This is a genomic window from Achromobacter piechaudii NBRC 102461, assembly GCF_001571245.1.
Lineage (GTDB): Bacteria > Pseudomonadota > Gammaproteobacteria > Burkholderiales > Burkholderiaceae_B > Achromobacter > Achromobacter piechaudii.
Window position 1 is genome coordinate 60471 of record NZ_BCTK01000016.1, and the last position, 21422, is coordinate 81892.

Here is a 21422-nt window from a genome sequence, read left to right on the forward strand (position 1 = left end):
ACCTATGAAGAATCTGCAATTGGCGGGCGTTGCCCGCGCGATGTTCGCCAGCCGGCGTGCATGGGTATTCGGCGCCGCGATGGCGCTGGCAGGTGTGGCCAACGCCGCACCGGTCGAAATCCAGGTCTGGCACACGTTGCCGGACGCAAACAAGGCCGAGTTCGAAAAGCTGGCCAAGCAGTTCAACAAAGAGCAGGATCAGGTCAGCGTCAAGCTGCGTGGTTTCAGCTCGCAGGACGCCCTTGAGCAAGAGGCCGCCTCGGCCGTCAAGGCCAAGAAGGCCCCCAACCTCGTGCAGCTGACGGACAACCATTCGCCGGAAGTGGTGGCGCAGCACAAGGCCATCCTGCCGATGTACGAACTGCTGGCCAAGTACCCGATCAAGGACCTGAACTGGTTCGTGCCCGCCACCAGCAGCTTCACGCGCGACGGCAAGGGTCGCTTGCTGGCGTTCCCGTGGATGGCCGAAGTGCCGGTGATGTTCTACAACACCGCCGCCTACAAGAAGGCCGGCCTTGACCCGAACAACCCCGCGCGCACCTGGACCGGCCTGCAAGCCGAACTGTTGAAGCTGCGCGACGTGGCCGACATCGATTGCCCGTACGCATCCAGCGATCAGGTCACGGTGCACCTGGAAAACCTGGCGCCGATCAACGGCCAGCAATTCACCAGCAACAACAATGGCCTGGACGCTGTCACCAAGAAAAGCGCCGCGCCCGCGATGCAGTTCGACACGCTCTACATGCGCCACATCTCGTTGATGGTCAGCTGGAAGCGTTCGCTGCTGTTCATGGCCCACACGGGCGATGCGTCGGCCGACAAGTTGTTCGCCAAGGGTGAATGCGCGGTGCTGACCGCCAACTCCGGCGCGTTCGGAACCTTCCTGAACACCAAGTCGCTGGCGTTCGGCGTAGCGCCGCTGCCTTACTACGACCAAGCCACCAAGGCCGCTGGTCAACCGTTCGTAAGCGGCTCCGCCCTGTGGGCGCTGGAAGGCCGTCCGCAAGCCGAAGAGAAGGCCACGGTGCAGTTCCTGGCCTGGTTGTCCAAGCCGGTCGTGGCCGCCGAGTGGCATCAGCGCACGGGCTACCTGCCGCTGACCGAAGCCGCGTTCCGCGCCTCCGACGTGTCGTTCTACAAGAGCATCCCGGGCGCGCAAGCCGTGATTGCTTCGATGAGCAATCGGCCGGCCAGCAACAGCCGTGGTTTCCGCATGGCCAACTACACGCGTATCGAGCCGGTGCTGAACGAGCAACTGAACGACGCCTTCGAAGGCAAGGTTCCGCCCGTGTCCGCGCTGAATAACGCGGCCTCGCAAGCGCGCAGCATCGCCGCGCAGCGCTGATCCTTGTATCGGGCAGGCAGCGGTTTCGCTGCCTCTCGCCCCGCAAAAACCCGGTCTTCATGACCGGGTTTTTTTCGTCCGCACTGCGCCTTTGCAATGGGTGGATCAATTCATCCATGCGTACATGCCAGTCTGGCGGCGTCCATTGGCCTCGTCCACCATGCCGTTCATGCGTACCGCTTCCGGTGCGCCCTGGCTGGCGATGAGGCATGGTTCGAATTTTCTTTTTCTTCCTGGCGGCAGGTGTGTCCTGCCTGGGGGCTTGCACGGGCTGGCCCCCCAACAATGGCGCGGGTCCGGCGTGGCAGGCCGCAGGGTCGGGGGCGCGCGAGTTCCGCTTTGACTGGCGTTTGTCTGGCGACACCGCCGTGGCTCCGATCCAGGTCTTCGATGATGGTCAGGACGTCTGGCTGCAATTCGCGCCCGGCCAGCCTTTGCCCGCCATCTTCGGCATGCGGGAAAACGTCGAACACGCGTTGCCGTATGTCCGGCGCGAGCCTTATGCGGTGGTGGCGGGTGCGTGGAGTGCGTTGCGGTTTCGCGGAGGAAGGCTGACGGCGCGTGCTGAACGCGATACGAGCGCTGCCGCCGCCGTGTCTGGCTCCGCCGTGTCTGCTGCCTCCGCGCCGCTGGATGCGCAGGCAGCGCTTGAGGGTTCGCCGCTCTCGAGCGTAGGTGAGTTGGCTGGCGGTGGTCCGTTGGGTGCGCGCGATACGGCCGATCAAGGGCGGGTCGCAGGCGTCGGCATGGCAGGTGCTTCCGCCACTGGCGGCGTGACGTCCGAGCCGCGTGTGGTGACTGCATCGGCATTGGATGGGGCCTCATCTGGCGCTTCGCCAACCGGCGCTTCGATCTCCAGCGCAACCGCATCCGGCGCGGGCCATATCGCCACCCGCGCCAGATATCGAGCGGCGCCGCCCGACACTACGCTGCGTGCCGTGCTGGCGCGCTGGGCAGACGATTCCGGCTGGACCTTTCGCCCGCAACATTGGGCGGTTGATGTCGACATCCCCTTGTCCGCCTCGGCCGAATTTTCAGGCGACTTCAAATCCGCCGTCCGCGAATTGTTGAGTGCGACCGAGCTGGCCGATAAGCCCCTCCAACCGTGCTTCTACGGCAATCAGGTGCTGCGCGTCGTGCCCCTTGCCCAGTCGTGTTCGCGTGCGGCGTTCGGACACGGAGGTGGGGCATGAGCAGGATTCTCGGGTTGACTTTGGCTGGCACCTGCGCGCTGCTGGCCGGTTGCGCGGCGACCGAGCAGGTGGCTCAAATGAACCGTGCGGCTAATGAACGGCAAGCCGCCGTCGCCGGTCGTCAACAGGCGTTTGCCGACGCGCTGTCCGACCGGCAATCGCGGATCGCCGCGCAGGAGGTCGCCGCGCCCTGGGTGGCGGGTACGCCGCAGCCCTTGGCGCGCGACGTGTCGTTGCCGCCCGCCTTGCGCGAAAACGTGCCCACCACGCTCATGCTTTCCGACGATGCCGATCTCTACGGATTGGCGCAACGCTTGGGCGCGGCCACCGGCATTCCGGTGCGCGTGCAGCCCGAAGCGCTTTTGCCGCTAGAGCAGTTCCTGCCGCGCCTGGCGGTCACGGGTGGCATGTCCCAACCCGCGCCCCTACGCATGGAAGTCCGCGATGGCCCGTTGCCCCTTGCCGATTTGCTGGATGCCTTGGCGGCACGGTTTTCGGTGCATTGGCGTTACGTGCGCAACGCGCTGGAGTTCTACCGTACCGAGACGCGTGTGTTCGACGTGCGCGCGCTGTCGCTTGCCAGCGCGGTCGATGTGCGTCTGGGCCGCTCGGGCAGCGACGGCGGTGAAGGCTTCGAAAGTACCTCCAGCACGACTTTGTCCGCCAAAGAACACCACGCCCTGGCGGTCTTGCGCGCCAGCATCGTGCCCTTCCTCACCCGGTCGGGCTTGATCGCCGATGCAGTGAACGGCGCGTCCTCGATCATCGTCTCCGACACCCCCGAGGCCCTGGAGCGCGTTGCGCTCTACCTCGAACGGGAAAACAAGGCGATGACGCGCCGGGTGCGACTGGTCTTTGAAGAAATCACCGTCATCGTCAAGCAATCGGCGGCGGGCGGCCTGGACTGGAATGCGCTGTATGCGGCGGCAGGGTCATCCGCACGCTACGCCGCGCCTGCCGCCGCAGCGCTGGGCGCGAGCACGCTGGAGGCCACGCTGGGCCGGGGGGCATTGCAGGGGTCGCAAGCCGTCATCTCGGCACTCAGCACCATGGGCGCGATCGTGAGGCACAACAAGGTGCCCGTGCTGACGCTGAACCGGCGGCCGGTCACGCATGCCATCCGAACGACGTTCTCGTATATCGACCGCGTGCAAAGCACCGCTGTCCCAGGTACGACGGCGGCAGGCGCCAACGGGTCGCTGCCTGCGGTGTCGATCACGCAAAAGGAAGAAACGGTGGGGTCGTTCCTGACGCTGGTGCCGGACATCCAGCCAGACGGCCAGATACTGCTGTCCGTTGCCTATGACAACGCGGTGGCGCAGCCGCTCAAGACCATCACGTTCGGAGAGCGGGGCAATCAGGTCCAGGTGCAGCAGATCACGATCGACGGCAATGGCACGGTTCAGCAGATTGAATTGCGGCCGGGCCAGCCCGTGATCCTGTCCGGCTTTGATCGCAGCACCGACCAACATTCCGGCCAGCGACTGGCGCCCGGAATGCCGCTGATCACAGGCGGCCAGGACAGCGCGGAACAAGAGCGCGAGACAACGTTGATGCTAGTCACGGCGCAAGTGGAAGAGGGCTATTGAAGCGCCATGAAAAAGGCTCCCGATCCCTTCCTGCTTGATTGTCCTGGCGCCAGTCATCGCGTCGCTTTCGGCCTTCGTTGGTTGGTGCTGATTGGTTCCGATACGCAGGCTCTGGCGCGTGCCCGAGGGCGCAGGCTGCGCGCCACGCACGCGGTCGTAGGCGGTTCGCCCGCCACGATGGCCGGGTATGGCCGCCTGCGCGCGGGCTGGCGTGCCCGGGTGCGTGATCGGATGGCAGGGCGCGCTGGCAGGCCGCCCATCCTGGCTGCCGCGCAGTTGTACGCATTGCGGTTTGCGTCCGGCGGGCACTGCCTGGTCCCGCTGCCCGATGGACGCCATTGGCTGGCCGCCGCGCAAGACGGGGTCGTACTGTCGCAGGCAGATCGCATATTCACGTCTCGGACTGAGGCGTTGCAAGCTCAAGCACGCCTTCAAGAGCAGCGCCCGGCTTTGCCCGAGCATGATGCCGATGCGGTATGGGCCGTGTTGATGCGGGCGGCGGATCCCGCCGCTCGCCTGGCGGCTTTGCCATCACGCTGGGCAAGCGTGCCATTTGCGCTGCGCCTGTTCCTGCTATGTCTCGGCTTGTCGGCGTTGGCGCCGCCGATATGGCGCGCTACCGCGCCTTACCGTGCTTCGAGCGGTGCGGCCATCCATGCCGGGCGTCCCGAGCTGCCGGAACGGAACGCTGCCCATCGCGCGATGTTGGGGACATTGGCCGCGCATCGGCCGGACGAGGTATCGCGGCTGCTGCGCAGTGTGGGAATGTTGCCCATACACGTGCAGGGCTGGGCGCTGCGCCGCGCGCAGTGCGATGCGGGCAGGGGCGGTTGGCGCTGCGCGGCGGTCTATGCGCGGGCGAGCTCGCTGGCCACGAATCAACAGCTCTACGAGCGCTTGCCGGCTGGGTGGCAGGTGTCTTTCAAACCCCTGGATGAAGCCACGTTGGCGTGGCGCGTCGCCTCCCCATCGATTTCGCTGGCGCAGCTGGTGTTGCCCAACGCCTTGCGGGTTGACACAGAACTGGTCGGTGCATTGCAGCGTCTGCGGCCGGCGTTTGCGTCGGTGATGCTGGCGCCTGCCGTCGTGGTGCCGACGTCCGCTCATGCGGCAGGGGCTGCGCTAGCGCCGGCGGTTGTGTCCACGTCATTGCCCGCGTCACCGTCATCGCCAGCGTCACAGCTACCGTCTCGCTCCGCCCCTGGGTCGCCACACACCGATAGAAATTCCGCACTTGGGTCAGCGCGCGCCCGCGGCGATGCTGTCTTGCCGCAAGACGTGGCGCACGTATTACGCCGGCGCGCGCTGCGTCTGCAAGGGCCGTTGCGCTCCCTTGCGCTGCTGCCTTCGGCTCTCGCGCCCGCGCGGTGGTCACGTCTGGTGGTCGACGTGCAGGCGCAACCCAAGCCAAATCTGGTCGCCAGCACGCTGGTCGCCGAACTGCAAGGAGAGCTGTATGAACAGGATTAATCCCACGCTCGCGGCCAGCACGTTGTTGGCGCTATGCGTCTGCCACAACGTACTTGCAACGTCGATGCCGATTGAAGATGCGCAACCGTGGCCAGAGGCCGAAACGGTGCGCACGCTGCTGCGCGCGGACGCGGCGGCAGCGCTTGCGGATTGCCGCGAGCCCGGTATCTGCCCACCCGGTCGTGCCGTACCGGAATCCGTGGCCCCCTCCGCCCGCCCAGCGGATGACATCCGAGTTGCCGCCATTTTCGGTTCCACCCGAAGGCTCAACGTTGACGTTCTCATCAATGGCGCGCTGCTGCGTTATCGGGCGGGCCATGGCGCGCCGATAGCCGGCGCCGCCTCGCAGGGGGCATATCAATTGTTGGCGGTCGAAGGGGCTTGCGTGCGTTTGCGCCGCGACGATCTTGACCGTACCGCCTGTCTCGATATCGGCGGTGCACAACCATGAACCCATCGACCAGGCCGAAGCCTCCACATCCCGTGCTGGCCACCGTCGACGATATCGCCCGGCTCAACCCTGCGTTCGCCCGCGAGATAGCGCGCGAATTCGATCTGGCGTCCTTGGCCGGCAGGCTTTGCCCGGTGCTGTTGAACAGCGGCGAGGCGGCAATCTTCGCGGTCAAGGAATACGTGCAGGGCGACGCCATCGACGAATTGCAGCGCATGGTGGTGGCGGCTGGCTACCGGCTGGCGCAGCCTGTGCGGTATCAACTGCCCGCGGCCTTGCTGCTGATGATTGCGCGCGGACAGCTGACGGCAGCAGGGCTGGGTCGCCAAGGGGCTGATCCCAAGGTGGATCGCGCTTCGGCTTTGGCCTCGCTGTTTCTGGACATCATTCGCTGGGGTGTCTCGCAAGGTGCGAGCGACGTGCACATCAATGTGAATCGAAGGCAAGAAGCCTGCGATATCCGCTACACGATCAATGGCGATTACGTGACCACCGAGCGGTTTGCAGGGCTGTCCAATGACACCTTGCTGGAGGTTCTTGCGGTGGCATGGATGGATGTGCGCGGCGGCAATGGCGCCGTGTTCGATCCGGCCATCGAGCAGCAAGGGCGTCTGGCCCAGGTCGTCGACGGCATTCCCATCGTGCTGCGATGGGCATCGCTGGCGACCGATGCGGGGGCCTCGGTGTGCCTGCGCATCCTGCGCCTGGATGCGACGGCCGACGGAAACCTGCACGCCTTGGGTTATCTGCCCGAGCAATTGTCGACCCTGCTGCGCGCCCGTGACCGGGAAGGCGGCGCCATCGTGCTGGCCGGCGTGGTCGGTTCAGGAAAGTCCACGACCATTGCAACCTTGATGCGTGGCATCGACTCCGCGCGCAAGGTCATTACGTTGGAAGATCCGGTGGAATACATCATCGCCAACGCGTTGCAAAACACGTTGGGGGGCGCGGTGGGGCAATCTTCCTGGGCGGCGTTCGACGCCAAATTGAAGACCATCAAGCGGTCGGCGATGAACGATCTGCTGATCGGCGAGATTCGAGATGTCGAGACCGGCCGCGCGTTCATGGATCTGGCCAGCTCCGGCGTCAGCCTGTACGCCACCACGCACGCGGGGTCTGCTGCGATGATTCCCGAGCGCCTGGCCTCGGATGCCATTGGGGTGTCGCGGGACTTCCTGGCAACGCCGGGTATTTTGAAACTGCTGGTCTACCAGACCTTGTTGCCGCGCTTGTGCTCCAAGTGCGCGTTGCCGGTGGACAGCCTGTGGCTTGGGAAGCGCGCCGCCAGCGGCTCGCATGACGCGGTGGATTGGCGCGCCTGGATTGCGGCGATGCGCCATGCCTATCAACTCGATGTGGGCGCGCTGCGGGTCAGGAATGAGGACGGGTGCCAGGATTGCCGGCGATTGCAATTGCCGCAGCTGAACGGCACGGCAGGCCGTTGCGTCGCTGCTGAAATGATCGAGCCCGAACGCCTGGACGGCTTTCTGGACCGGGTGCGCACGCGAGATAACGTCGGGCTGGACAGATCGCTGCGGCAAGCCATCGCGGGCCCGGATGCCCATTCGAATCAAGAGAGCGATTGGCGCGAATCCGCCATGCGCGGGTGGCGCGCGCTGCATTGCGCCTTGCTGAAAGTCAGCACGGGCGAGGTGGATCCTCGCGCGCTGTTGCGTCGTTTCGATGTGCCGATGATCTCGCCGGGGGCGGCCGCGCCTGACACGATGCGGGGTGGCTCATGATCAGAGCGCTTTCGCTTGTGCGCCTATGGCCACGAAGCGCTTTCCAAACCCGGTCGCTCGGGCTCGATGCCCTGCGCTTTCGGACGCAGCGCGCCGATTACTACGCGTACCTGGCTGATCTGATCGAAGGCACGCAGGGGCGCAAAAGCCTTCGCGATATTTTCGATGACGACGCTCGCCGATACGGCTTGCGCACAGTGCGGGGGCGCTTGTGCGCGCACTGGGCATCTGCGTACCTGGAGGAAGGCGGCGACCTTGGCCTGGCGTGGGCCGGTACGCTGCCGCGAGACGAGTGCCGGCTCATCAGCTGCGTGCTGGAGGAGGGCGGTGACCTGGCCGCCGCGCTGCGCGATCTGGCTGCCGCCGTCCGGCTGGCGGGGCAGGCGGGCATGGCGGTGGCATCCGCTGCGGCGGCAGGCCTGGTCGCCTCGGCGGTGGCGTTTGCCTTGCTGTGCGCCATTCCGTATTTCACCGTGCCGCGCCTTCAGTCAGTTTTTCAAATGGTCCCGCCTGAAGACTACGGCCGCTTGACGCGCAACCTTTTCGGTCTGGCGCGTGCGTTGAATCAATGGCTGTTGCTTTGGCTCGTGCTCAGTCTCGGGCTTGCCCTGTTGAGCTTGTGGTCCTTGCCCAACCTGACCGGCAGGCTGCGCGGCGTCATCGACCGCTGGCTGTTGTGGCGCCTGTACCGCGACTTTCAAGCGATCCGGTTCCTGTGTCTGCTGTCGGTGCTTATCCGGCAGCACGGTGCATCGGACACGCGGCTGCGCCACGCCCTGTCAGTGCAGGCGGCGGGCGCATCGCCTTGGTTGCATGCCCATCTGCAAACCATGTTGGACCACATCGACGCCGGAGAGACCGGGCCCGATATCTTCGCCACCGGTCTGCTGGATCGGGAAACGTGGTGGTACATGGCCGACATGATGGATGCGCTGGGGCTTGAGACCGGTCTGGCGCGCGTGCGTCAGCGCGTCGAATCGCGTCTGCTGGCGCGCGTGCGCAGGCAAGCCTCCGCATTGCGTTGGGCCCTGCTGATCACGGCGTTGACGACGATATTGGGCATCACCTTGTGGCACTACGGCGTCATCGACGAATTGCGACGCGCCCTGACGAACTTCTACGCCAGTCAGTAGCGCGACAAAACACGCGCGGCGCGGGCCGCGCAAGCAGGTTCCATCAACCCACGGAGGCAGCAATGCACCATGCAAGCAAATTTCCATCGCGCTCCAGGCGCCAGCAGGGCTTTTCCTTGATGGAGGTATCCATCGTGACCGCCATCATCCTGCTGATCGCGATTGTCGGCATTCCCGCCATCAGCGCTTACATCATCGAAAACAAGGTGCCCAAGGTGGGCGAAGAGATCCAGCGGTTCATCGCCGGCATGAAGATCAATGCCCAGGGCGGCGGCGCCAATCCTTACGAGGGCCTGGACACCGGCGCCCTGGCGAATGCGCTGCGCGACTCCAGCGTCCTGGCTGTTCAGGGCAGTGGCGCGGGGGCGCGAGTGGCGCACGGCCTGGGCGGCAGCGGGGCGGGCCGCGACGGCGTCGTCGAAGTGGCCGCCTCGTCGGCGGGCGGGGGCGGTCTGGGCTCGGTATTCACCGTCACGCTGACCAACGTCAGCCATGCCGCCTGCCCGGCGTTGGCGTCTGTGTTGCAACGGGTCTCGGACGCGATCACGATTGGCGACGGTACCGGCGCGAAAGTGGTGAAAGATGCGCTGGCCATCCCCGAGGTGCCCTACCGTGCCGCCTTGGCTCAGGCGCATTGCGGCCAGGGCGACGTCAACACCTTCACCTTCACCGCCCGATGACGCCGCCTGCCATTGCCCGGTGCCGGGGGCCTTGCCAAGACGGCTTTTCGTTGCTTGGTCTGGCCTTCGCGCTGGCGCTGACCGCCATGATTGCCATCTGGGCATCCAGTCAGCTTGTTCAGCGGATCGAAGACGCCGCAGCGCGCTCGACGGGAGTGTGGCTGATGCAGATCAGGGTGGCGGTGGCGAAGACGCTGGAACGCCATTTCGGCGAGCTGGCCAAAGGTGTCCCGGTGGTGGGCGAGGGCGGAGCTCCGCTGTTCAATGACCCATATTCGCCCACGGTCGCCGAACTGCGCACGTTGGCGTACTTGCCTGATGATTTCCCCGTGCGCGCGGCGATGGGTTTCGGGGTGCGGATCCACATCGCGAAAGGCGCGGCGTGCCCCGGCGCGCGCTGCCGGCTGGATGCCCTGGTCCACAGCGACAAGCCCGTGCTGAAAAGGGGAACGCATAAGCCCGATCTGATCGGCATCGCCACCGTTCTCGAAGCTGCCCAGGGTTATGCCGGCGCGGTGTGGGCGGAGGCGCCCGGGCGGGTGCGAGGCCCGGCATTCAGCTTCGCCAATCCATTGTCCGCCGACACGCCGCCTTATCCGGCAGGCACCGTGGCGCTCTGGGCAGGCGTGGGCGGGCAGACCGATGCAGGCGAGCAGCCGCCCGCGCCGGACCTGACCCCCTACGTCAAGATCGGCGATACGCGGGACCCCGCCCTGGCGGGAGCGCTGACGGCGGCCTCATCGATCAGCGCGGGCGCCTATCTCTCGGTGGGAGCCCGCGCTACGGCCGGCCATTCGTGCAGCGTGGGGGTCGGCACGCTGGCCTCGTCGCAGGAAAGCGAGCTTTTGACCTGCCAGGCCGGGGTCTGGCAGCGCGCCAGCAGTGGTTTCGGCGGTGCCTACAGCATCAACCATCCGCGCGGTTGCACGCATTTTTCCGGCGTGTCGACGGCAAATCCGCTGACCGGCCAGTGTTCCTGTCCGCCCGGCTTTGCCGAGGTGATCGTGTCCGCGGGCGGTAAATGGACCGAAACGGAGGGATGGACAACGGGATATGTCTGCGTCCGATGAGGGGCGTGATTTTGGACCGAGTTTGGGCCGAGGCGGGGCCCGAGCTTGGGCTAAATTAGGCCCAGCCGGGCGGCCGGCTTGTTGGGGGCGTGCCTGAAGCCTGGCCAGCACTTGGCCAGGCCTCGGCATGAGCTCGGCCAGCGGCTCGGCGGCAACTCGCCTTGCACCTTTTCCGCGCTTTTACCGTAACCATCTATAATCAAAGATTCGCCTAAATCTGCGTCATCCACGATGAAATCCTCCGAGATTCGCCGCCAGTTCCTGCAATTCTTCAAGTCGAAGGGGCACACGATTGTCCCGTCGTCCTCGCTCGTCCCCGGCAACGATCCGACCCTGCTTTTCACCAACTCGGGCATGGTCCAGTTCAAGGACGTGTTCACGGGCAAGGAATCGCGGTCATACACGCGCGCCACGTCGTCGCAGCGCAGCGTGCGCGCGGGCGGCAAGCACAACGACCTGGAGAACGTGGGCTATACCGCCCGCCACCATACGTTCTTCGAAATGCTGGGTAACTTCAGCTTTGGCGATTACTTCAAGCGCGACGCCATCCAGTACGCCTGGGAGCTGCTGACGCAGGTCTACAAGCTGCCGGCGGAAAAGCTCTGGGTCACCGTCTACCAGGAAGACGACGAGGCCTACGACATCTGGGCCAAGGAAGTGGGCGTGCCCGCCGAGCGCATCATCCGCATCGGCGACAACAAGGGCGCCCGCTATGCGTCCGACAACTTCTGGCAGATGGCCGACACCGGCCCCTGCGGTCCCTGCTCGGAAATCTTCTTCGATCACGGCCCTGAAATCTGGGGTGGTCCTCCGGGCTCGCCGGAAGAAGACGGCGATCGCTACATCGAGATCTGGAACCTGGTGTTCATGCAGTTCGAGCGCGACGCCGAAGGCAACATGCCGCGCCTGCCGCGCCCCTGTGTCGATACCGGCATGGGCCTGGAACGCATCGCCGCCGTGTTGCAGGGCGTGCACTCCAACTACGAAATCGACCTGTTCCAGAAGCTGATCCACGCCGCTGCGCGCGAAACCGGCGTCAAGGACCTGGAAAACAATTCGCTCAAGGTCATCGCGGACCACATCCGCGCCTGCTCCTTCCTGATCGTCGACGGCGTCATCCCCAGCAACGAGGGTCGGGGCTATGTGCTGCGCCGCATCGTGCGCCGCGCCTTGCGCCATGGCTACAAGCTGGGCCAGACCAAGCCGTTCTTCCATCGTCTGGTGCCGGATCTGGTTGCGGAAATGGGCGAAGCCTATCCGGAACTGGCTTCCATGGCTGACCGCGTGGCCCAGGTGCTCAAGCAGGAAGAAGAGCGTTTCGGCGAGACGCTGGAACACGGCATGCGCATCCTGGACACGGCCTTGGCCAATGTGCCCAAGGGCGGCGTGCTGGACGGCACGACCCTGTTCACGCTGTACGACACCTACGGTTTCCCGGTCGACCTGACCGCCGATATCTGCCGTGAACGCGATGTCGAGATCGACATGCCCGGCTTTGAAGTGTCGATGGAGCGCCAGCGCGATCAGGCGCGCGCCGCCGGCAAGTTCAAGATGGCCGAAGGCCTGAGCTACGAAGGCGCCGACACGCGCTTCGAAGGCTACGAAAAGCTGGAGCTGGACAACGTCAAGGTCACTGCCTTGTACGTGGACGGCACCCAGGTGCAGCAGGTGCAAGCCGGCCAGAATGCCGTCGTCGTGCTGGATGCAACCCCGTTCTACGCCGAGTCCGGTGGCCAGGTGGGCGATACCGGCTTGTTGCAGGCTGACGGCGTCCGATTCGCCGTCGCTGACACCTTGAAGATCCAGAATGGCGTGTTTGGCCATCATGGCGTGCTGGAATCGGGTTCGCTGTCGGTAGGCGACACGTTGCTGGCTCGCGTGGACGCGGTGCGCCGCGCCCGCACCGTTCGCAACCACTCGGCCACTCACCTGATGCACAAGGCTTTGCGCCAGGTGCTGGGCGCGCATGTGCAGCAGCGCGGCTCGTTGGTGGATGCCGAAAAGACGCGTTTCGACTTCGCGCAGGACGCACCCATGACCGCCGAGCAGATCGCGCGCGTCGAAGCCATCGTCAACGCTGAAGTGCTGGCCAACCAGCCCACCGTGGCCCAGGTCATGGCTTACGACGATGCCGTCAAGGGCGGCGCCATGGCGCTGTTCGGCGAAAAATACGGCGGTACGGTACGCGTGCTGGATATCGGCTTTTCGCGCGAACTGTGCGGCGGTACGCACGTCAGCCGCACCGGCGATATCGGCCTGTTCAAGATCGTGTCCGAAGGTGGCGTGGCTGCGGGTGTGCGCCGTATCGAGGCGATCACGGGCGACAACGCGCTGGCCTGGGTGCAGAACCAGAATGCGCTGTTGACGCAGATCGCCGGCATGCTGCGCAGCACGCCCGCCGATGTGCCGGCGCGCATCGCGCAGGTGCAGGAGCAGATCAAGGCGCTTGAGAAAGACCTGGAGCAGTCCCGCAACAAGCTGGCCGCCAGCGCGGGCAACGATCTGGCCACCAGCGCCGCTGTTGAAGTCAAGGGCATCAAGGTCCTGGCAGCCAGCATCGGCGACGTGGACCCGAAGGCGCTGCGTGGCATGGTCGACAATCTGAAAGACCGCCTGAAACCGGCAGTCGTGCTGCTTGCCACCGGCTCGGCCGATGGCAAGATCAGCGTGGTGGGCGGTGTCACCGCTGACCTTACCGATCGCATCAAGGCAGGCGACCTGGTGGGCTTTGTGGCCAGCCAGGTGGGCGGCAAGGGTGGTGGCCGTCCCGACATGGCCATGGGCGGCGGCACCGACCTGGCTGCCTTGCCGGCAGCCATCGCCGGCGTGCAGAAGTGGGTCGACGAGCGTCTCTGATGAGCAGCGCGGAAACCGGTGTCGATGCTGGCGCGCAAGCGCCGGCTTTCGAGCATGAAGTCGATGCCAGTGGCTTGACGTGCCCGCTGCCGATCCTGCGCGCCAAGAAGGCATTGGCGCAGATGGCAAGCGGTGAGGTGCTGCGAGTCGTCACCACTGACCGCAATGCGATCCGCGACTTCCAGGCCTTTGCGCGCCAGACCGGCAATGCGCTGGTCGCGCAGCACGAGGCGGATGGTCGCGGCGTGCATTATCTGCGGCGACGCTAGCCGCGCTGGCTTCTGTCGTCAGCCGGATCGGCGTCCAGCCCGTATTCAAGAAAAGGCCCGCTTGGCATCAAGCGGGCCTTTTTCTATCCAACGCATGGCTTATTTGTGTATGGACGCGGCGACGGCCTGGGTGATCGTAAAAGCCACCAGATCGCCTTCCTTGAGCTGTTGCAGGCGCGCTTGCAGGGCAGGGTCCTTGACCTGGATCGTGCGCATGCCGCCCTGAGGCCCCTTCAGGGTGACCAGGTTGGCGCTTTTGTTGATGTGCCAGATCTCGGCGGTGATGGTGGTCTGGCGGCCCATCGCGCCCCCGGGCATGGCGCCCTTGGCGCTACGCGTCGCCGCTGTTTCCGTCATGACTTCCGGCGCGCCCGAGCCTGCTGGGCGGATATCCACGGCTACCGATTCGTAATAGTCCAGCGTGAGCATATCGCCCGGTTTGATCTGCTGGAAATTGCGAACGTCCGGGCCGGCTACGACGTCGACCGTGTTGCCGTTGGCCCCCTGCAGGGTGATGGTGCGCGAGGCAGGATCGACGGCTGTGACCTTGCCCGAAGCGGTCGTCAGCGCTGCGCCGATGACTCGCGCGGAAGCCGCAAGAGGCATAGCCAGCGTGCCAAGCAATAAGCCCGTCAAGGCCAGGCGTGCGACGGGTTTGAAGACGGATGTCGGGTTCTTCATGGTGTGGCGCCCTCCAAGAGAGGAAGTGTTGGGGAAAAAACACGAACGTACAGGCGTAGCAATGCCGGTGGATGTCATCCGTCGTCAGGGTGAAGGCTTGAAAGCAGGGGATTGGCCGTGCCGAAGGGGCGCAGCCGGGAGGCGTGAAGCGTGAGGTCTGGCGTAGGACGACATAAATCCGATCTCTCCAACCGGGCTATTCTTCAAACGCACTAAGGGTCAATCGCAGGAAATGCGGGCGTAAGCGCCGCGAGGCGGCTACACTTTCGCCTGCGGCGGGCTCCGGCCCGTTTTGTAGAATACGCGCATGCGGTGTTTTACGATACAAATTGCGCCGCCCAGACTGATTCAGCACCTGCATTTGCCAGCCGGCTTGTTTAAGTGCTAGAATTTCCCGTTTTTCACAACTAATTCAAGGGATTACCTATGGTGGTGATTCGCCTGGCCCGCGGTGGGTCCAAGAAGCGTCCGTTTTACAACCTGGTGGCCACCGATTCGCGTAACCGTCGCGACGGCCGCTTCATCGAGCGCGTGGGTTTCTACAACCCCGTCGCTAGCGAAGGCACGGAAAACCTGCGCATTGCGCTGGATCGCGTGCAGTACTGGACCGGCAATGGCGCCCAACTGTCGCCCGCCGTCGAACGTCTGGTCAAGGACTACTCGGCCAAGGTTTCCGCCGCAGCTTAATTGCCTGCGTCGTACAACCCAACCGTTAGTTCAGCTGTAAAGCTACCATTCTTAGCTGTTTCATAATTACCAAGAGCACGATACATGTCTGATGCCGCAACCTCTAACGCGGCGCCTACGGATTTGATCGAGCTGGGCCGCATCAGTGCAGCCTACGGTGTGAAAGGCTGGGTTAAGGTGCAGCCTCATTCGGCCAATGCCGAAGTGCTGCTCTCAGCATCTCAATGGTGGTTGACTCGCCCTGTGCCTGAATTGGCGCGGGGCGCTGTCGCGTCTGCGCCTGTCGCAATCAAGGTGTTGCAAGCCCGTTCGCAGGGCGCCACGGTGGTGGCCCAGCTTGCGGGTATTGCGGACCGCGATCAGGCCGAAGCTTTGCGCGGATATTCCGTGCAGGCCCCGCGCGGATCATTTCCCGCGCCTGAAGAAGACGAATACTACTGGGTCGACCTCATCGGCTGTGCGCTGTATACCAGCGCCAACGGTGAACCCACGCTGATTGGCGTGGTGGACGAAGTCCTTGATAACGGCGCTCACGCCGTCTTGAAGGTCTTGTGCCAGAAAGTTGGAGCCGAAGGGCCCGAACCCATTCTGAACGCCAAGGGCCGACCCGCCGAAATGCTTGTTCCGTTCGTACGCGCACACATCCACGCCGTCGATCTGGCTGCTCGCCGCATCGACAGCGACTGGCCGGCGGATCTTTGATGCGATTTGACGTCATTACGCTCTTTCCCGAAATGTTCGGGGTAGTGCGCGATTTAGGTGTCACCGGCCGGGCGCATGCCCAGGGCCGGTGGTCCCTTCATGCGTGGAATCCCCGTGATTTCACGCAGGACGTCCATCGCACCGTAGATGACCGTCCTTATGGCGGTGGCCCTGGAATGGTGATGATGGCGGCTCCGTTGGAAGCTGCTGTCAACGCCGCTCAGGACGCGCGCGCAGCGCAAGGCCTGGGTCGCGCGCCCGTGGCGCTGCTGGCGCCTGTCGGGCAGCGTTACGACCAGGCGGGCGCCGAAGCGCTGGCCGCCAGTGATGGAATCATCCTGATCTGCGGTCGTTACGAAGGCGTGGATCAGCGCTTCATTGAACGCTGCGTCACGCACGAAATCTCGTTGGGCGACTTCGTTTTGTCTGGTGGCGAAATTGCCGCGCTCGCGGTCATCGACGCAGCCGTGCGGCTGTTGCCGGGCGTGCTCAACGATGGGGATTCCGCGTTGCAGGATTCCTTCAACGACACCTTGTCCGGTTTGTTGGACAGCCCTCATTACACGCGCCCGGAAGTCTACGAAGGCGAGGCCGTGCCCGCGCCGCTATTGAGCGGCCATCACGCCAATATCGCCCGTTGGCGCCGCGAGCGTTCGTTGGCCCTGACGGCGGCCCGCCGCCCCGAGCTGATTGAATCGGCGCGCGCCAAGGGGTGGCTGACCAAGGCTGATGAGCGCACCTTGGCCGAACTGGCCGGCACCTACGACCCCGCCGCTGACGCGCCCAAGCGCCGACGCAGGTCCGGTCAGGCTCGGCCGGCCGCAGCGCCTGCTGCATCACCCACTTCGACGGCCGGATCGATGCCCGCGCCATCGACCCTGCCGGATACCGCGATCGCGGCTACGTCCGAGCCCGCATCGTCACCGACCGCCACGCCGTTGCGCAACGCGTCGGACGCGCCAATCTCCTCATCTCAAGGCGTGGCAAGCTCCACGCAATCTCGCAAGACGCCCGACGCGTCCTGACCCATCCCCACGTCTTCTGTTCGGCTTTGCTCTTGCCCAACCTCTAGGGATGTTCCTAGGTTGTGAGCTTTTCGCGCGCTCCTTAGTATTGAAAATTACACATAAATGAAATTTTCATATGAGCAGATCCGAGCCCGGTGGCTCGCGCCCGGTGCGCACCGCCGCTGTCCCCCGCGTCGCCTCGTCGTCTCCTTCCGCCGCTTCGCTCGCGGGCCGGCCGGAGTCCGCCGTCGATTTGTGGCTGGGGCAGCAACTGCGGCAACTGCGTAAGCAGCAAGGCCGATCGCTGGCCGATGTGGCGCGCGCCTGCGGCATGTCGCTGGGCCTGCTGAGTCAGATCGAACGGGGCCTTAGCTCGGCGTCCGTCAAGATATTGCACCTGTTGGCGCGCGAATTTCATGTGTCCGTCAATTCGCTGTTGCGCAACGCCGAACACACGCAAGGCGAGGATGGCGGCCGCGTTGCGCGCGCCGGCACGCACCGCTTCATCGATCTCAGCGAAAAAGGCATCAGCAAAGAGATGTACACGCCGCCGGCCTGCCGCAGCATGGATCTGTGCCGCGCGACCATCGAGCCGGGCGGCTCCACCGGCAACGAGCTCTTCGTGACGGGGCAGGGCGAGCAGATCGGCGTGGTGCTCAAGGGATCGCTGGAACTCTGGGTGGGCGACCGCGTGGTGTTGCTCAATGAAGGCGACAGCTTTTGCTATGCCAGCAGCACGCCGCGACGCTGGCGCAATCCCGGCTCACAGACGACCGAGGTCATCTGGGCCATTTCCAACATCACTTCCGCGGGGGACGACACGCAACAGGCGCCGTAAGCGCGCAGCAGCCACATCCGGCGCGACGACACTGGGGATTGTCGCGCCACCGGGCACGCAGGGCGTCGTCCGGACTTCTTTGCCACGATGAGGAAATGTCATGAAATTCAAGACTCTGGTTGTCTCTGTATTTGCAGCATTGTCCATGGCCGCGGGCGCGCAAGCCCAGACCGTGTTGAAAGTGGGATCCACGCCGACCGGCAGCCCCTTCACCTTTCTGGATACCAAAACCAATAGCATCGAAGGCGTGATGGTCGATATCGTCAAGGCCGTCGGCAAAGAGGCTGGCTTCGAGGTGCAGATCGAACCCATGGCGTTTTCCGCGCTGATCGGGTCGCTGACGTCCAAGCGCATCGACATTGTTTCCGCCGCGATGTTCATCACCCCGCAACGCCAGCAGGTCGTGAGTTTCTCCGAGCCCGTCTATCGTTATGGCGAAGGCTTGATGGTGCTTAAGTCCGACAACAAGGAATACAAGTCCTTCGCCGACATGAAAGGCATGACGGTCGGCGTGCAGGTAGGCACGGCGTTCGTGGAACCCATCCAGAAGAGCGGCGTATTCAAGGAAGTGAAGCTGTATGACAATCCGCCCGACATGATGCGCGACGCCAACGCCGGCCGCATCCAGGGCGGCTTCATGGACTACCCCATTGCGGCCTACATCCTGACGCAAGGCAATTACCCCAATCTGAAGATGGCGCAGGCGTACCAGCCCACGGTAATGGGAAGCCTGGGACTGGCCACGCGCAAGGAAGACACCGCGCTGCTGGACCGCATCAACAAGGCGCTGACCAAGCTCAAGGCGGACGGCGCGATCGACGCCATCCTGAAAAAGTGGGGCCTGTCCGGCTCGTGAAGCCGGAGCGGTTCACCAGCTATCAAGCATTCTTTGCAACGGCCTGGCCGGCGTGCGCCTATGCGCGCGTCGGCGGGTGGGACGCATCTTGCGTTCCCGCAGGCGGTCAGTCGGGGTAGGTAAGTTCATGACGGAATTCTTTAAAGACGCGGCGGAATATCTGCCGATATTGCTACAAGGCGCCAAGCTGACGATCCTGGTCACGCTGGGTTCGCTGGCGCTGTCGACTGTGCTGGGCCTGGTGTGGGCGCTGATGCGCGTATCGGGCAATACCTTCCTGTCCAAGTTCAGCGGCGGAGTGATCAATCTGCTGCGCGGCATCCCGATCATCGTGCTGCTGTTCTACATCTATTTCGTGATGCCCGACATGGGGGTGTCGTTTACCGCCGTGCAGGCCGCCATCATCGGCCTGGGCGTGGCTTATTCCGCTTACCAGGCTGAAAATTTCCGGGCCGGCATCCAGGCGATCGACCGAGGCCAGATCGAAGCCGCGATGGCCATGGGCATGAGCTGGAGCATGACCATGCGCCGGGTGGTCTTGCCGCAAGCCGTGAAGATCGTGTTGCCTCCCTACGGCAACATCATGATCATGATGCTCAAGGATTCGTCGCAGGCCTCGACGATCACGGTGGCCGAGCTTGCCTTGCAGGGCAAGCTGATCGCCGTATCCACTTTCAAGAACGCCACCGTGTTTTCGTTGGTGGCGCTGATGTACCTGGTGATGTGCGTGCCGCTTATCCTGCTGGTGCGGCATCTGGAAAAAAGGAGCGCCGCCAAATGATCGAGCTTCAAGGAGTGCGCAAGAGCTTCGGCTCGCTCGAGGTGCTCAAGGGTATCGACGCCGAAGTCAGCAAGGGAGAAGTGGTCTGCGTGATCGGCCCTTCCGGGTCGGGCAAATCCACCATCCTGCGATGCATCAACGGGCTTGAGCGCTATAACGCCGGTCGCATCACCGTGGACGGCGAGCTGGTCGATGCCGACGCGCCGTCCATCGTATCCATACGCACGCAAGTGGCCATGGTGTTTCAGCGCTTCAATCTGTTTCCCCATCGCACCGCGCTGGAAAACGTGATCGAAGGTCCGATCTTCGTCAAGAAAGAACCCCGCGCACAGGCGCTCGAACGCGGGCGCGAACTGCTTGCCAGCGTAGGCTTGGCCGACAAGGCCGACGCCCATCCTAACCAGTTGTCCGGCGGGCAGCAGCAGCGGGTGGCGATCGCGCGCGCGCTGGCCATGCAGCCCAAGGCCATCCTGTTCGACGAGCCTACGTCCGCGCTGGATCCCGAGCTGGTCGGAGACGTGCTGGGCGTCATGCGCAAGCTGGCGGAAGCCGGTATGACGATGGTTGTCGTGACGCATGAAATGAGCTTTGCCCGCGAGGTCGCGGACCGCGTCATGTTCTTCGATGGCGGGGTCATGGTCGAGCAGGGCGCCGCCCGCGAAGTATTGAATCATCCGCAGCATCCCCGGACGCAGGATTTCCTGCACCGCGTGCTGCATCCCATGTAAGGAACCGTCATGCAGCAAGCGCCGTTTCCCCTTTCCCCGTCCCTCTGGGCCGCCACCGCCGCGCCGCCACCGCCAACCGAGGCGCTTGCCGCCTCGACGCAGGCCGATGTGCTGGTCATCGGCGGCGGTTACGCCGGTCTGAGCACGGCCCTGCATCTGGCAGAGCGCGGCGTGAAGACCATCGTGCTGGAGGCGCGCGAGATCGGCTTTGGCGGCTCGGGCCGCAATGGCGGCCAGGTGATTCCCGGGTTGAAGTACGACCCGGACGACCTGATTTCCATGTTCGGACACGAAAAGGGCGAACGGCTGTTGCGGTTCGCGGGCGCCACCGCCGACACGGTGTTCAACCTGATCGACCGGCACGCGATGGATGTGCCGCACGTGCGCAAGGGCTGGATCCAGGGCGCGCATACCGACGAAGCCTTGCGCATCGCACACGGTCGGGCGGCGCAGTGGGCGCGCCATGGCGCGGACGCGCAACCCTTGGATCGGGATCAGGTTTCGCGCTTGCTGGGCACGGACCGCTATCTGGGTGGATGGGTCGACAACCGGGCGGGCGCGGTGCAGCCGTTGAGCTACGTGCGCGGCCTGGCGCGCGCCGCTTTAAATGCGGGCGCCCTGATCCACACGGAAACGCCGGTCACCGGTTTGAAGCGCGAGGGCGGCAAGTGGACCGCGTCCACGGCGCGCGGCGCCACCGTGACCGCAGAGCGCGTCGTGATGTGCACGAATGCCTATGGCGGCGATCTGCTGCCGGGCCTGAAAACCTCGATCATCGACGCCAACACTTTCCAGGTGGCCACCGCGCCTCTGCCTGAATCCGTGCGCGCCGGCATTTTCCCCGAGGGCCACGTCACGTCGGATACCCGCAACCTGCTGCTGTATTTCCGTCTGGATCATCAGGGCCGGCTGTTGATGGGCGGACGTGGGCCGTTTAGGGAACCCAAGGGGCCGCAGGACTGGGCGCATCTGGAGCGCGTGATGTTCAAGATGTTCCCGCAGGTGGCGGGCACGCCTTTCGAATATCGCTGGTGCGGCCGGGTCGCCATCACGCGCGATTATCTTCCGCACCTGCACGAACCCCAACCTGGGTTGCTGGTGGATATCGGTTGCCAGGGGCGCGGCGTGGGTCTGCAAACCAGCATGGGGCGCGCCATGGCGCAGTATGTGGCCACGGGCGACGCCGCTGCGCTGCCCGTGCCTTTGTCGCCAGTGGTGCCGTTCCCGCTTTACGGCTTGCGCCGTTTGTACGTGAATGCGGTGGTCACGTGGTATCGCATGACGGACGGCGGGGTGTAGGCGCTAGCGAATCGATGGCATAAAAAAACCCCGGAACGTATTCCG

Annotated in this window: 19 protein-coding genes and 1 pseudogene; 19 read left to right on the top strand and 1 reads right to left on the bottom strand. The window is 64.5% G+C overall.

Annotated elements, in window-relative coordinates:
* Positions 1-4 precede the first annotated feature (4 nt).
* The 11 genes from API01S_RS27865 (at position 5) to API01S_RS27915 (ending at position 13798) form a co-directional block, all read left to right on the top strand.
* Positions 5-1345 (top strand): extracellular solute-binding protein, encoded by a 1341-nt coding sequence (locus tag API01S_RS27865; protein WP_006218554.1) that lies wholly within the window; start codon positions 5-7, stop codon positions 1343-1345.
* A 209-nt stretch (positions 1346-1554) separates the two neighbouring features.
* Positions 1555-2538 (top strand): TrbG/VirB9 family P-type conjugative transfer protein, encoded by a 984-nt coding sequence (locus tag API01S_RS27870; protein ID WP_050731037.1) that lies wholly within the window; start codon positions 1555-1557, stop codon positions 2536-2538.
* Complete coding sequence (locus API01S_RS27875; protein ID WP_050731038.1) at positions 2535-4127, top strand: type II secretion system protein GspD; 1593 nt, start codon at positions 2535-2537, stop codon at positions 4125-4127. Before API01S_RS27870 ends, API01S_RS27875 begins: the two co-directional genes overlap by 4 nt.
* A 6-nt stretch (positions 4128-4133) precedes the next feature.
* On the top strand, positions 4134-5597 hold the full coding sequence (locus tag API01S_RS27880) for a hypothetical protein (protein ID WP_082306187.1): 1464 nt from the start codon (positions 4134-4136) through the stop codon (positions 5595-5597).
* 64 nt (positions 5598-5661) lie between these two features.
* Positions 5662-6048 carry a hypothetical protein gene (locus API01S_RS29035; protein WP_231689529.1) on the top strand — a complete coding sequence of 129 codons (387 nt, stop codon included), beginning with the start codon at positions 5662-5664 and terminating at the stop codon, positions 6046-6048.
* Positions 6045-7790, top strand: coding sequence for an ATPase, T2SS/T4P/T4SS family (locus API01S_RS27890; protein ID WP_061306662.1), 1746 nt, complete (start codon positions 6045-6047; stop codon positions 7788-7790). The genes API01S_RS29035 and API01S_RS27890 overlap by 4 nt, the downstream gene beginning before the upstream one ends.
* Entirely contained in the window at positions 7787-8923 is a 1137-nt protein-coding gene (locus API01S_RS27895) for a hypothetical protein (protein WP_050731041.1), read from the top strand. Before API01S_RS27890 ends, API01S_RS27895 begins: the two co-directional genes overlap by 4 nt.
* Before the next feature lie 62 nt (positions 8924-8985).
* Entirely contained in the window at positions 8986-9603 is a 618-nt protein-coding gene (locus API01S_RS27900) for a type 4 pilus major pilin (protein WP_006218561.1), read from the top strand.
* A gap of 86 nt (positions 9604-9689) precedes the next feature.
* Positions 9690-10673, top strand: a complete 984-nt coding sequence (locus API01S_RS27905) for a prepilin (RefSeq protein WP_409360623.1) — start codon at positions 9690-9692, stop codon at positions 10671-10673.
* Positions 10674-10904: 231 nt separating this feature from the next.
* The gene (gene alaS, locus API01S_RS27910; RefSeq protein ID WP_061306663.1) at positions 10905-13529 is read left to right on the top strand and encodes an alanine--tRNA ligase; all 2625 of its coding nucleotides are present in this window, start codon (positions 10905-10907) and stop codon (positions 13527-13529) included.
* Positions 13529-13798, top strand: coding sequence for a sulfurtransferase TusA family protein (locus API01S_RS27915; protein ID WP_006218564.1), 270 nt, complete (start codon positions 13529-13531; stop codon positions 13796-13798). The genes alaS and API01S_RS27915 overlap by 1 nt, the downstream gene beginning before the upstream one ends.
* 99 nt (positions 13799-13897) lie before the next feature.
* Here the strand turns inward: API01S_RS27915 and API01S_RS27920 are convergent, their stop codons facing one another.
* Entirely contained in the window at positions 13898-14479 is a 582-nt protein-coding gene (locus API01S_RS27920; RefSeq protein WP_006218565.1) for a hypothetical protein, read from the bottom strand.
* A gap of 426 nt (positions 14480-14905) precedes the next feature.
* Here API01S_RS27920 and rpsP point away from each other — a divergent pair, with 426 nt between their 5' ends.
* The 8 genes and pseudogenes from rpsP to API01S_RS27960 all read left to right on the top strand — a co-directional run bounded on the left by rpsP (position 14906) and on the right by API01S_RS27960 (position 21377).
* Positions 14906-15166, top strand: coding sequence for a 30S ribosomal protein S16 (gene rpsP / locus API01S_RS27925; protein WP_006218566.1), 261 nt, complete (start codon positions 14906-14908; stop codon positions 15164-15166).
* 84 nt (positions 15167-15250) lie between these two features.
* Positions 15251-15868, top strand: a complete 618-nt coding sequence (rimM, locus tag API01S_RS27930) for a ribosome maturation factor RimM (RefSeq protein WP_006218567.1) — start codon at positions 15251-15253, stop codon at positions 15866-15868.
* Positions 15868-16626: pseudogene (gene trmD / locus API01S_RS27935) on the top strand (tRNA (guanosine(37)-N1)-methyltransferase TrmD); the annotation flags it as partial. The gene rimM and the pseudogene trmD, both read left to right, overlap by 1 nt.
* A gap of 385 nt (positions 16627-17011) precedes the next feature.
* The gene (locus tag API01S_RS27940; protein ID WP_050731046.1) at positions 17012-17713 is read left to right on the top strand and encodes a cupin domain-containing protein; all 702 of its coding nucleotides are present in this window, start codon (positions 17012-17014) and stop codon (positions 17711-17713) included.
* A 100-nt stretch (positions 17714-17813) separates the two neighbouring features.
* The gene (locus API01S_RS27945; RefSeq protein WP_061306665.1) at positions 17814-18569 is read left to right on the top strand and encodes an ABC transporter substrate-binding protein; all 756 of its coding nucleotides are present in this window, start codon (positions 17814-17816) and stop codon (positions 18567-18569) included.
* Positions 18570-18696: 127 nt separating this feature from the next.
* Positions 18697-19350, top strand: coding sequence for an amino acid ABC transporter permease (locus tag API01S_RS27950; protein WP_006218572.1), 654 nt, complete (start codon positions 18697-18699; stop codon positions 19348-19350).
* Complete coding sequence (locus API01S_RS27955) at positions 19347-20078, top strand: amino acid ABC transporter ATP-binding protein (protein ID WP_061306666.1); 732 nt, start codon at positions 19347-19349, stop codon at positions 20076-20078. Before API01S_RS27950 ends, API01S_RS27955 begins: the two co-directional genes overlap by 4 nt.
* A gap of 9 nt (positions 20079-20087) precedes the next feature.
* Positions 20088-21377: an NAD(P)/FAD-dependent oxidoreductase gene (locus tag API01S_RS27960; RefSeq protein ID WP_061306667.1), complete on the top strand. Its 1290-nt coding sequence runs from the start codon at positions 20088-20090 to the stop codon at positions 21375-21377.
* The last annotated feature ends 45 nt before the right edge of the window (positions 21378-21422 follow it).

What these genes read in the sequence shown, in the direction of transcription:
- API01S_RS27865 (WP_006218554.1), top strand. Translation starts at nt 5, where the DNA reads ATGAAGAATCTGCAATTGGCGGGCGTTGCCCGCGCGATGTTCGCCAGC.
- API01S_RS27870 (WP_050731037.1), top strand. Translation starts at nt 1,555, where the DNA reads ATGGTTCGAATTTTCTTTTTCTTCCTGGCGGCAGGTGTGTCCTGCCTG.
- API01S_RS27875 (WP_050731038.1), top strand. Translation starts at nt 2,535, where the DNA reads ATGAGCAGGATTCTCGGGTTGACTTTGGCTGGCACCTGCGCGCTGCTG.
- API01S_RS27880 (WP_082306187.1), top strand. Translation starts at nt 4,134, where the DNA reads ATGAAAAAGGCTCCCGATCCCTTCCTGCTTGATTGTCCTGGCGCCAGT.
- API01S_RS29035 (WP_231689529.1), top strand. Translation starts at nt 5,662, where the DNA reads ATGCCGATTGAAGATGCGCAACCGTGGCCAGAGGCCGAAACGGTGCGC.
- API01S_RS27890 (WP_061306662.1), top strand. Translation starts at nt 6,045, where the DNA reads ATGAACCCATCGACCAGGCCGAAGCCTCCACATCCCGTGCTGGCCACC.
- API01S_RS27895 (WP_050731041.1), top strand. Translation starts at nt 7,787, where the DNA reads ATGATCAGAGCGCTTTCGCTTGTGCGCCTATGGCCACGAAGCGCTTTC.
- API01S_RS27900 (WP_006218561.1), top strand. Translation starts at nt 8,986, where the DNA reads ATGCACCATGCAAGCAAATTTCCATCGCGCTCCAGGCGCCAGCAGGGC.
- API01S_RS27905 (WP_409360623.1), top strand. Translation starts at nt 9,690, where the DNA reads ATGATTGCCATCTGGGCATCCAGTCAGCTTGTTCAGCGGATCGAAGAC.
- alaS (WP_061306663.1), top strand. Translation starts at nt 10,905, where the DNA reads ATGAAATCCTCCGAGATTCGCCGCCAGTTCCTGCAATTCTTCAAGTCG.
- API01S_RS27915 (WP_006218564.1), top strand. Translation starts at nt 13,529, where the DNA reads ATGAGCAGCGCGGAAACCGGTGTCGATGCTGGCGCGCAAGCGCCGGCT.
- API01S_RS27920 (WP_006218565.1), bottom strand. Translation starts at nt 14,479, where the DNA reads ATGAAGAACCCGACATCCGTCTTCAAACCCGTCGCACGCCTGGCCTTG.
- rpsP (WP_006218566.1), top strand. Translation starts at nt 14,906, where the DNA reads ATGGTGGTGATTCGCCTGGCCCGCGGTGGGTCCAAGAAGCGTCCGTTT.
- rimM (WP_006218567.1), top strand. Translation starts at nt 15,251, where the DNA reads ATGTCTGATGCCGCAACCTCTAACGCGGCGCCTACGGATTTGATCGAG.
- API01S_RS27940 (WP_050731046.1), top strand. Translation starts at nt 17,012, where the DNA reads ATGAGCAGATCCGAGCCCGGTGGCTCGCGCCCGGTGCGCACCGCCGCT.
- API01S_RS27945 (WP_061306665.1), top strand. Translation starts at nt 17,814, where the DNA reads ATGAAATTCAAGACTCTGGTTGTCTCTGTATTTGCAGCATTGTCCATG.
- API01S_RS27950 (WP_006218572.1), top strand. Translation starts at nt 18,697, where the DNA reads ATGACGGAATTCTTTAAAGACGCGGCGGAATATCTGCCGATATTGCTA.
- API01S_RS27955 (WP_061306666.1), top strand. Translation starts at nt 19,347, where the DNA reads ATGATCGAGCTTCAAGGAGTGCGCAAGAGCTTCGGCTCGCTCGAGGTG.
- API01S_RS27960 (WP_061306667.1), top strand. Translation starts at nt 20,088, where the DNA reads ATGCAGCAAGCGCCGTTTCCCCTTTCCCCGTCCCTCTGGGCCGCCACC.